Annotated in this window: 3 protein-coding genes and 1 pseudogene; all 4 read right to left on the bottom strand. The window is 71.0% G+C overall.

The window, feature by feature from the left end:
• Positions 1-17: 17 nt before the first annotated feature.
• Positions 18-4,453 (bottom strand): SDR family NAD(P)-dependent oxidoreductase (locus BG482_RS45580; protein WP_370745943.1); only part of this gene is annotated, 4,436 nt, incomplete at its 3' end.
• A gap of 153 nt (positions 4,454-4,606) precedes the next feature.
• Positions 4,607-4,900, bottom strand: a pseudogene (locus BG482_RS46290) (acyltransferase domain-containing protein); the annotation flags it as partial.
• A gap of 59 nt (positions 4,901-4,959) precedes the next feature.
• On the bottom strand, positions 4,960-7,511 hold a 2,552-nt coding region (locus tag BG482_RS35840), incomplete at its 3' end, for a type I polyketide synthase (protein WP_306287010.1).
• Between the two features lie 45 nt (positions 7,512-7,556).
• Positions 7,557-10,235 (bottom strand): SDR family NAD(P)-dependent oxidoreductase, encoded by a 2,679-nt coding sequence (locus BG482_RS35835; RefSeq protein ID WP_256096587.1) that lies wholly within the window; start codon positions 10,233-10,235, stop codon positions 7,557-7,559.
• Between the last annotated feature and the right edge of the window lie 10 nt (positions 10,236-10,245).

The following is a 10,245-nucleotide window of genomic DNA, read 5'->3' as shown; positions in this document are numbered from 1 at the left end:
ACGCACCCGCACCCCCNCCGAACCCCTCCCCCACCAACCGCCGCACCACCGGCTCCAACAACACCGACTGCCGCAGATTCCGGAACCAATAACCCCCGTCCAACTCCGCACCCTCCACCCACTCACCCGTCACCGTCGACAAGAACGGCACCGACGGAACCAACGCCCTCACCGAACCCAACAACCCCGCCAACTCCCCCTCCAACACATCCACATGCACCGAATGCGACGCATAATCCACATCAATACGACGCACCCGCACCCCCGCCCCCTCACACCACTCCACCAACTCGTCCAACACACCCACATCACCCGACACCACCGTCGACGACGGACCGTTCACCGCCGCCACCGACACCCGACCACCCCAACGACCCACCAACTCCGACACCCCACCCGGACCCTCAGCAGCAAGACCCACCGACACCATCCCCCCACCACCCGCCAACGCCACCAACGCCCGCGACCGCAACGCCACCACCCGCGCACCATCCACCACACTCAACGCACCCGCCACCACCGCAGCAGCGATCTCCCCCTGCGAATGACCCACCACCGCAGCCGGCCGCACACCGAACGACTCCCACAACGCAGCCAACGACACCATCACCGCCCACAACACCGGCTGCACCACATCCACCCGATCCAACCCCGGCGCACCCCCCACCCCCCGCACCACATCCACCAACGACCAACCCACCAACCCCTCCAACGCCACCCCACACTCAACAAACCGCGCAGCAAACACCTCCGACACATCCAACAACTCCACCGCCATACCCACCCACTGCGCACCCTGACCCGGAAACACGAACACCGGATCGACGGTCTCGCCGATACGCCGGGCGGCGCCCCGCGCGAGGCTCGTGCCGGACGTTCCGGCGGCCAGAGCGCGCAGCGACGCGACGAGGTCGTCGCGGTCGACGCCGACGACGGCCGCACGCTCCTCCAGCACGGCACGGCCGGTCAGGAGGGAGTGCGCGATGTCGACGGGATCGTCGTTCGAGCTCTCCAGATGGGTCAGCAGCTGCTCGGCCTGGGCACGCAGCGCCTTGTCCGAGCGGGCGGACAGCAGCCACGGCACCACGGTGCGGGACGGCTCGGCGACGAGCGGTGCGGACTCCTCTGCGGTGAGCGGCGGCTCAGGCTCTTCGAGGATGATGTGGGCGTTGGTGCCGCTGACGCCGAAGGAGGAGACGCCGGCCCTGCGAGGCCGGCCGTTGCGTTCCCAGGGGCGGGTGTGCGCGAGGACCTCGACCTGTCCTGCCGACCAGTCGACGATCGGGGAGACCTCCTCGGCGTGCAGGGACTTCGGCAGGGTGGCGTGCCGTATGGCCTGCACCATCTTGATGATCCCGGCCATGCCCGAAGCGGCCTGCGTGTGGCCGATGTTGGACTTCACCGACCCGAGCCACAACGGACGCTCGCCGTCGCGCTCCTGACCGTAGGTCGCCAGCAGCGCCTGCGCCTCGATCGGGTCACCCAGCTTCGTCCCCGTACCGTGCGCCTCCACCACGTCCACATCCGCAGCCGACAGACCCGCATCCGCCAACGCCGCACGGATCACCCGCTGCTGCGCAAGACCGTTCGGCGCCGTCAACCCGTTCGACGCACCGTCCTGATTGATCGCCGAACCCCGCACCACCGCCAGCACCTGATGCCCCGACGCCACGGCGTCCGACAACCGCTCCAGCAGCAGCACACCCACACCCTCGGCCATACCCATGCCGTCGGCCTCGGCGCCGAACGCCTTGCAACGGCCGTCGACGGCCAGGCCACGCTGACGGCTGAAGCCGACCAGGCCGATGGGCTCGCCCATGACGGCTGCGCCGCCGGTCAGCGCGAGGGAGCACTCCCCCGAACGAAGGGAACGCATGGCCTGGTGCATCGCCACCAGCGCGGAGGAACAGCCGGTGTCCATCGTCACGGCCGGCCCTTCGAGGCCGAGTGTGTAGGAGATGCGGCCGGAGGCGATGCTGGTGACGGTGCCGGTGATGAGGTGGCCCTCGAGTCCCTCCGGCACGCCCCCGCTCGCTCCGTAACCCTGGTGGGACACGCCGACGAAGACTCCGGTGTCACTGCCGCGCAGGCTGTCGGGGGCGATGCCGGCCCGCTCCAGGGTCTCCCAGGCGGTCTCCAGCAGCAGTCGCTGCTGCGGGTCCATCGCGGTCGCCTCACGCGGCGAGATCCCGAAGAAGGCCGCGTCGAACTCGGCCGCGTCGTGCAGGAAACCGCCGTCGCGGGCGTAGGTGGTGCCCGCTCGGTCCGGGTCGGGGTCGTACAGATTCTCCACGTCCCAGCCGCGGTCGACGGGCAGGGACGAGATGGCGTCGGTCTCGTCGAGGACGAGTCGCCAGAAGTCGTCCGGTGAGTGTGCTCCGCCGGGGAAGCGGCAGCCCATGGAGACGATGGCGATCGGTTCGTCCTCACGGGCCGGGCGGGCCGCCGGGACGGCGGGGAGCATGGTGGGCCGCTCCGCGGCAGTGTCGTCGACGAGCTGTCCGCGCAGATGGCGCGCGAGGTCGCGGACGTTGGGGTGGTCGAAGACGATCGCGGCGGGCAGCGTGAGGCCGGTCGCCTCGTTGAGGCGGTTGCGGAGCTCGACCGCGGTGAGGGAGTCGAATCCGAGTTCCCGGAACGCACGTGTGGCGGCGACGTCGTTGCCGTCGGCGTAGCCGAGGACGGCGGCGACCTGGCTGCGGACCACGTCGGTCAGCGTCCGGTCGCGTTCGGCGGAGCTCTGGCCGGCGAGTTCCGCGCGCAGGCCGCCGCCGCGTTCCGAGGCACGGTCGAGAACGGCTTCGTCGGCCCGCATCGCGGCCGCCACCTCGGGGACCTCGTGCAGCAGCGGTCGGGAGTGCGCCGCGGTGAAGACGGGGACGAAACGCTCCCAGTCGATGTCGGCGACGGCGAGGAAGGTCTCGTCGTGGTCGAGTGCCTGCTCGAGGCCCGCGACGGCGAGGGCGGAGTCCATGAACGGGATCCCGCGCCAGCGCAGTTGCTCCCGAACGACGTTGACGGCCATGCCTCCGCCCTCCGGGCTCCAGATGCCCCAGGCGAGGGACATGCCGGTCAGCCCGCGCGCTCGGCGATGGTCGGCGAGAGCGTCGACGTAGGCGTTGGAGGCCGAGTAGGCGCCGTGGTCGCCGCTGCCCCAGGTGCCGGCGACGGAGGAGTACAGGACGAAGGCGTCCAGCCGGTCGTGGTCGAAGAGTTCGTCGAGGTTGACGGCGCCGAGCAGCTTGGCGCGCGCTCCCTCTGCGAAGAAGTCGAGATCGGTGTCGGCGAGGGAGGCGAGCATGCCGACGCCCGCGGTGTGCACGACCGAGCGGATCGCGGGGCCGTCGGACTCCACCTGCTCGACGAGACGGTGGAGCGCTTCCCGATCGGCGACGTCGCACGCGGCGATGGTCACCCGGCAGCCCAGCTCGGTCAGTTCCTGCCGCAGCGTTTCCGCGCCCGGCGCCTGGTCGCCGTGGCGGCTGGTCAGCACCAGATGCTCGGCGCCCTTGCGGGCGAGCAGTCGAGCCGTGTGGGCGCCGAGGCCGCCGGTGCCGCCGGTGATCAGCGCGGCCCCGCTGGTGCTCCAGGACCGCGATGCGCTTCGGCCGGACAGGGGGGCGCGGACCAGCCGCCGGATGTGGGCGCTCGATCCGCGCAGGGCGATCTGGTCCTCGTCGCCCCCTGCGGCCAGGACGGCGACCAGGCCGCGGGCGGCGTCGGGGTCGGGTGCGGAGGGAAGGTCGACGAGGCCGCCCCAGCGCCGCGGCTGCTCCAGGGCGACCACCCGGCCGAATCCCCAGAGCGCGCCCTGGATCGGACGGCTGACCGTGTCCCCGTTCCCGGTACTGACAGCCTCGCTGGTCAGGAACCACGTCCTGGCCTCGATGCCGGCGTCCAGCATGCCCTGGACCAGGACCAGCGAGGACATCATGCCGACGGTCGCACCCGAGTGGTCCGGGGCGAGGCGCTCGTCGAGGGCCAGCAGGGACACGACGCCGCGCACGGAGTCGGTCCCGGCCACGCCGTCGGCTGCGCTGTCGGCACCGGCGACGGCGGCCGTGAGGCGCGCGGCGACGAGTGCGCGGTCCAGCTCGTCGGCGGCCATCGCGAAGGGGACGGCGGTCGCGCCCGCATCGCTCAGGGCGTCGGCGACAGCGGCGACCAGCGGCGATCCGACGTGTCCTTCGGGGACGACGAGCAGCCAGGTCCCGTCGAGGGTGGCTCCTTCGGGGAGCCGGCAGGGCCGCCACGCCACCCGGTAGCGCCAGCTGTCCAGCTTCGCCCGGCCCTGCCGTCCCCGACGCCAGGCCGACAACGCAGGCAGGAGATCACCGAGCCCCCCAGACCCGTCCAGCCCCAACGTGCCCGCGAGCCCCTCCAGATCACCCTCCTCCACGATCCGCCAGAACTCCTCCTGCGCCGGATCCACCCCGGCCTGCACCCTGGGCATGTCCAACCAGTAACGGCTGCGCTGGAACGCATACGTCGGCAACTCCACCCGACACGGCGACAACCCCGCAAACACCGGAGCCCAGTCCACCCCCACACCCCGCACCCACGCCTCACCCAACGACCGATAAAACCGCCCCAGACCACCCTCACCCCGACGCAGCGAACCCACCACCACCGCATCCGAACCCACAGCCTCCACCGTCTCCGCCACCGGCACCGTCAACACCGGATGCGGACTCATCTCCAAAAACGCACCGAACCCCTCCCCCACCAACCGCCGCACCACCGGCTCCAACAACACCGACTGCCGCAGATTCCGGAACCAATAACCCCCGTCCAACACCGCACCCTCCACCCACTCACCCGTCACCGTCGACAAGAACGGCACCGACGGAACCAACCCCCTCACCGAACCCAACAACCCCGCCAACTCCCCCTCCAACACATCCACATGCACCGAATGCGACGCATAATCCACATCAATACGACGCACCCGCACCCCCNCCGAACCCCTCCCCCACCAACCGCCGCACCACCGGCTCCAACAACACCGACTGCCGCAGATTCCGGAACCAATAACCCCCGTCCAACACCGCACCCTCCACCCACTCACCCGTCACCGTCGACAAGAACGGCACCGACGGAACCAACCCCCTCACCGAACCCAACAACCCCGCCAACTCCCCCTCCAACACATCCACATGCACCGAATGCGACGCATAATCCACATCAATACGACGCACCCGCACCCCCGCCCCCTCACACCACTCCACCAACTCCTCCAACACACCCACATCACCCGACACCACCGTCGACGACGGACCATTCACCGCCGCCACCGACACCCGACCACCCCAACGACCCACCAACTCCGACACCCCACCCGGACCCTCAGCAGCAAGACCCACCGACACCATCCCCCCACCACCCGCCAACGCCACCAACGCCCGCGACCGCAACGCCACCACCCGCGCACCATCCACCACACTCAACGCACCCGCCACCACCGCAGCAGCAATCTCCCCCTGCGAATGACCCACCACCGCAGCCGGCCGCACACCGAACGACTCCCACAACGCAGCCAACGACACCATCACCGCCCACAACACCGGCTGCACCACATCCACCCGATCCAACCCCGGCGCACCCCCCACCCCCCGCACCACATCCACCAACGACCAACCCACCAACCCCTCCAACGCCACACCACACTCAACAAACCGCGCAGCAAACACCTCCGACACATCCAACAACTCCACCGCCATACCCACCCACTGCGCACCCTGACCCGGAAACACGAACACCGGATCGCGGGGGGAGGCGGGGCTCTCGGTGAGGCCGCGAGCCCCGCTCGCGGGCCGTTCACCCCTGGCCAGGGCGCGCAGACCGTCGACGAGGCCCGCATGGTCCGTGCCGATGACGACGGCGCGCTCCTCCAGCGCGGCGCGACCGGTGGCGAGCGCGTGGGAGACGTCCACGGTGGAAAGGCCGGCGGACTCGATGCGGTCGAGCAACCGCTGTGCCTGCTCCTTCAGCGCGGCCTCCGACCGGGCCGACAGCATCCAGGGCAGGACGACACCGGTCTCCTCCGCCTTGTCCGCCGCCTCGGCGTCCGTCGTCCCGGCAGCCGTCGTCCCGGCGGCTTCCGCCGGTTCGGCGACCGGCGCCTGCTCGAGGACGACGTGGGCGTTCGTGCCGCTGCCTCCGAAGGAGGAGACACCCGCGCGGCGCGGCCGTCCGGTGTCCGGCCAGTCGACCGCCTCGGTGAGCAGGCGCAGCGTGCCGGAGGACCAGTCGACGTGCGGGGTGAGCTCCTCTCCGTGGAGCGACTTGGGGGCGACGCCGTGCCGGAGCGACTCGACCATCTTGATGATGCCCACGACGCCGGAAGCGGCCTGTGTGTGGCCGACGTTGGACTTCAGGGAACCGATCAGCAGCGGGGAGCCGGCGTCGCGCTCCTGGCCGTAGGTGGCCTGCAGCGCCTGCGCCTCGATCGGGTCACCGAGCTTCGTCCCCGTGCCGTGCGCCTCCACCACGTCCACATCCGCAGCCGACAGACCCGCATCCGCCAACGCGGCACGGATCACCCGCTGCTGGGACGGACCGTTCGGCGCCGTCAACCCGTTCGACGCACCGTCCTGGTTGATCGCCGAACCCCGCACCACCGCCAGCACCTGATGCCCCGACGCCACGGCGTCCGACAACCGCTCCAGCAGCAGCACACCGACGCCTTCGCCCCAGCCCGTGCCGTCGGCGCCGGCCGCGAAGGGCTTGCAGCGGCCGTCGGCGGCCAGGCCGCGCTGACGGCTGAACTCGATGAAGTTGCGCATGCTGGCCATGACGGTGACACCGCCCGCGACCGCCATCGAGCACTCGCCCGAGCGCAGTGCCCGGACCGCGAGATGGAGGGCGACCAGCGAGGAGGAGCACATGGTGTCGAGGCTGACGGCCGGTCCCTCGAAGCCGAAGCTGTAGGAGATGCGCCCCGACAGCACGGCGGCGGATCCGCCGGTCAGCAGATGTCCTTCGATGCCCTCGGGCGCGCGGGCGCCGTCGGGCGCGTAGGCCTGGTTGCTGGCGCCGACGAACACACCGGTGGAACTGCCCCGCAGCGTCGTGGGGTCGATGCCGGCCCGTTCGAACGCCTCCCAGGTGGTTTCCAGGAGAAGCCGCTGCTGCGGGTCCATCGCGGTCGCCTCACGCGGCGAGATCTCGAAGAACCCGGCGTCGAACTCGGCCGCGTCGTGCAGGAAGGCGCCCTGTCGGACGTAACTGGTGCCGATGCGCTCCGGGTCGGGGTCGTACAGCGCCTCGATGTCCCACCCACGGTCGGTCGGCAGGTCCGAAACGGTGTCGACGCCGTCGGCGACGATCCGCCACAGGTCCTCCGGGCTGCGCACTCCGCCGGGCATGTGACAGGCGGTGGCCACGATGGCGATGGGCTCGTGCGCCCGCGTCTCCAGGTCGGTGAGCCTGTGACGGGTCTGTCGCAGGTCCGTGGTGACGCGCTTGAGGTAGTCCCGCAGCTTGTCCTCGGTGTTGTGCGTGTTGGCCATGCCAGTCAGCCCTTCAAGAATCGGGAAGTCGTGTCGGGGGTGCGCTCAGGAGATCCCGAGTTCCTTGTCGATCAGATCGAACATGTCCTGGTCGGAGGCGCCGACCAGTTCCTCGTCCACGGCCGCGGGGGCGGGTGCGCCGGTGGGCGCCGCCCAGGAGTCGAGCAGGCCGCGCAGCGCGTCGGCGAGTTCCGCCCTGCCGGCCGGGTCCGACGTGGCGCGGTAGGCCGCCTCGATCTCCTTCAGCCGGGGGTCGAGCGCGCTGTCCCCGTCGTCCTCGGGGAAGAGTTCCGCGCCCACGTGGTCGGCGAGGGCGTTCGGCGTCGGATGGTCGAAGACGAGCGTCGCGGAAAGTCTGACGCCGAGTGCCGAACCGAGCCGGTTGCGCAGTTCGACAGCGGTCAGGGAGTCGAATCCCATGTCCCGGAAGGCCCGGCCGGGCTTGACCACTTCGGCGGCTCCGGAGCCGAGGACCGCTACTGCGTGCGTCCGGACCAATTCGGCCAGTCGGCGCTTGCGCTTGGCAGCGGGCAACGCGGCCAGTTCGCCACGGAGCCCGCCGGCCCCTGTGCTCGCGCCCGCCGTGTCCCCGGCCGCCCCTTCAACGTCCTGCGCGGTCGCCAGCGCCTGTACCTCCGGGATCTCGTCGATCAGCGGGCGATGGCCGTGGGCGCAGTACGCGGGCACGAACCGGTCCCATCGGATGTCCGCAACGACGACGGTGGTCTCGTTCGCCGCCACCGATTCGCGCAGGGCGCGCACGGCGAGCGCCGGCTCCATCGCGGGCACCCCGCGCCGCGCCAGCTGCTCGCCGACCTCGGCGTCGACCATGCCGCCACCGGCCCAGGCGCCCCAGGCGATCGAGGTGGCGGGCAGGCCGGCGGCGCGGCGCCGTTCGGCGAGCGCGTCGAGGTGGGCGTTGGCCGCCGCGTACGGCCCCTGGCCGCCGTTGCCCCAGACGCCGGCTCCGGAGGAGAAGAGCACGAAGGCGTCGAGCGGGCGTGCGCCGAGCAGCTCGTGCAGGTTCTCGGCGCCCACGACCTTGGCGTGCATCAGCTCGACGGCCTCGTCGGCGTCGATCTTCGTGAGCGGCCGCGCCCGGTCGACGGCGCCCGCGGTGTGGACGACCGCGGTCAGGGGGGTCTCTTCCGGGATGCCCCGCATGACGTCGGCGAGCGCGCCGCGGTCGGCGACGTCGCAGGCGGCGATGGTCACCCGGCATCCGAGGTCGGTCAGTTCGCGCTCCAGCTCCGCCGCACCCGGTGCGTCGGGACCGCGCCGGCTGGTCAGCACCAGATGCTCCGCGCCCGCATGGGCGAGATCCCTTGCCACGTGGGCCCCGAGGGCCCCGGTGCCTCCGGTGATGAGGACGGCGCCTCGCGGTTTCCACACGGGCGCCTCGGCGGATCCGCCGAGCGGTGAGCGCACCATCCGCCGGACGCTGACTCCCCGCTGCCCGGGCCGGAGCGCGAACTCGCTCTCTGCGCCGACCGCGTCGCCTGCCGCAAGCAGCGCGGGCAGCATCGCCAGCAGCTCGATGCCGCCGTCCGCGGGGAGGTCCACCAGCCCGCCGGACCGCTCGGGATCGTCCAGAGCGGCGACCCGGAGCAGGCCCCACGCAGCAGCCTGGCCGGCGACGGGCTCGTCCTCGCCGTCGACGGCGACGGCTCCGCGCGTCAGTGACCACAGTCCCGCGTGGATCGCGCTGTCCGTGAGGGCCTGGCTCAAGGCCATGGAGCCGAGCACTCCTCTGGTGACGCCCTGGCTGCGCTTGTCCGGTGCGTCGTCCAGGGCCAGCAGCGACAGCACGCCGACGGGCGCGTCCCCGGTTTTCGCGGCGGCGTCCAGCAGTTCGGCGACGACCGTCCGGTCCGCCCGGTCCGGCACGACGACCGGGACGACTCGCGTCGCCTCCTCCAGAACGCGTCGCGCCCGGACCGTCACGTCGTCGTCCGTCCGCCCTTCGGGGACGACGAGCAGCCAGGTCCCGTCGAGGGTGGCTCCTTCGGGGAGCCGGCAGGGCCGCCACGCCACCCGGTAACGCCAGCTGTCCAGCTTCGCCCGGCCCTGCCGTCCCCGACGCCAGGCCGACAACGCAGGCAGGAGATCACCGAGCCCCCCAGACCCGTCCAGCCCCAACGTGCCCGCGAGCCCCTCCAGATCACCCTCCTCCACGATCCGCCAGAACTCCTCCTGCGCCGGATCCACCCCGGCCTGCACCCTGGGCATGTCCAGCCAGTAGCGGCTGCGCTGGAACGCATACGTCGGCAACTCCACCCGACACGGCGACAACCCCGCAAACACCGGAGCCCAGTCCACCCCCACACCCCGCACCCACGCCTCACCCAACGACCGATAAAACCGCCCCAGACCACCCTCACCCCGACGCAGCGAACCCACCACCACCGCATCCGAACCCACAGCCTCCACCGTCTCCGCCACCGGCACCGTCAACACCGGATGCGGACTCATCTCCAAAAACGCACCGAACCCCTCCCCCACCAACCGCCGCACCACCGGCTCCAACAACACCGACTGCCGCAGATTCCGGAACCAATAACCCCCGTCCAACACCGCACCCTCCACCCACTCACCCGTCACCGTCGACAAGAACGGCACCGACGGAACCAACCCCCTCACCGAACCCAACAACCCCGCCAACTCCCCCTCCAACACATCCACATGCACCGAATGCGACGCATAATCCACATCAATACGACGCACCCGCACCCCC

The organism is Streptomyces sp. LUP30 (genome assembly GCF_001746365.1).
GTDB lineage: Bacteria > Actinomycetota > Actinomycetes > Streptomycetales > Streptomycetaceae > Streptomyces.
The sequence above is the reverse complement of the archived record's forward strand: the minus strand, read 5'-3'. Positions and strand labels throughout refer to the sequence as shown.